This is a genomic window from Microbispora sp. NPDC046933, assembly GCF_040644635.1.
Classification (GTDB): domain Bacteria; phylum Actinomycetota; class Actinomycetes; order Streptosporangiales; family Streptosporangiaceae; genus Microbispora.
This window is the reverse complement of record NZ_JBEYWW010000126.1, coordinates 1-1,222: the sequence shown is the minus strand read 5'-3', so window position 1 is coordinate 1,222 and position 1,222 is coordinate 1. Positions and strand designations below refer to the sequence as shown.

At 57.5% G+C, this 1,222-nt stretch carries 2 rRNA genes; both read right to left on the bottom strand.

From position 1 onward, the window contains the following. Window positions 1-7: 7 nt before the first annotated feature. Window positions 8-124 (bottom strand): 5S ribosomal RNA (gene rrf / locus ABZ857_RS44300). A gap of 71 nt (window positions 125-195) precedes the next feature. Continuing rightward, window positions 196-1,222, bottom strand: a 23S ribosomal RNA gene (locus ABZ857_RS44295); the annotation flags it as partial.

Sequence of the window (1,222 nt, the reverse complement as noted above, 5' to 3'; positions counted from 1 at the left end):
AAAGATTGTCCGGCGGTGTCCTACTCTCCCACACCGTCCCCGGTGCAGTACCATCGGCGCTGGCAGGCTTAACTTCCGGGTTCGGAATGTAACCGGGTGTTTCCCTGCCGCTATGACCGCCGTAACCCCACGAAACACACAACCAACTAACCGCGGTTGCTGTCTCTGAGATCACATAGTGAACGCGAGCACATCATGGTCAAGTCCTCGGCCTATTAGTACCGGTCAGCTCCACACATTACTGCGCTTCCACTTCCGGCCTATCAACCCCATCATCTCTAGGGGGCCTTACCCACTCTCGTGGTGGGAGACCTCATCTTGAGGCGAGCTTCCCGCTTAGATGCTTTCAGCGGTTATCCCTACCGAACGTAGCCAACCAGCCGTGCTCCTGGCGGAACAACTGGCACACCAGAGGTTCGTCCGTCCCGGTCCTCTCGTACTAGGGACAGCCCCTCGCAAGTCTCCTGCGCGCGCAGCGGATAGGGACCGAACTGTCTCGCGACGTTCTAAACCCAGCTCGCGTACCGCTTTAATGGGCGAACAGCCCAACCCTTGGGACCTACTCCAGCCCCAGGATGCGACGAGCCGACATCGAGGTGCCAAACCATCCCGTCGATATGGACTCTTGGGGAAGATCAGCCTGTTATCCCCGGGGTACCTTTTAGCCGTTGAGCGACACCGCTTCCACACGCCGATGCCGGATCACTAGTCCCAGCTTTCGCTCCTGCTCGACCCGTCAGTCTCACAGTCAAGCTCCCTTGTGCACTTACACTCGACACCTGATTGCCAACCAGGCTGAGGGAACCTTTGGGCGCCTCCGTTACCTTTTAGGAGGCAACCGCCCCAGTTAAACTACCCACCAGACACTGTCCCCCACCCGGATCCACGGGCGCGGGTTAGACGTCCAAAACGACCAGAGTGGTATTTCACCAATGACTCCACGGTAACTAGCGTCACCGCTTCCCAGTCTCCCACCTATCCTACACAAGACGCTCCAAACGCCAATGTCAAGCTGTAGTGAAGGTCCCGGGGTCTTTCCGTCCTGCTGCGCGAAACGAGCATCTTTACTCGTACTGCAATTTCACCGGGCCTGTGGTTGAGACAGCGGGGAAGTCGTTACGCCATTCGTGCAGGTCGGAACTTACCCGACAAGGAATTTCGCTACCTTAGGATGGTTATAGTTACCACCGCCGTTTACCGGCGCTTAAGTTCTCACCTTCGC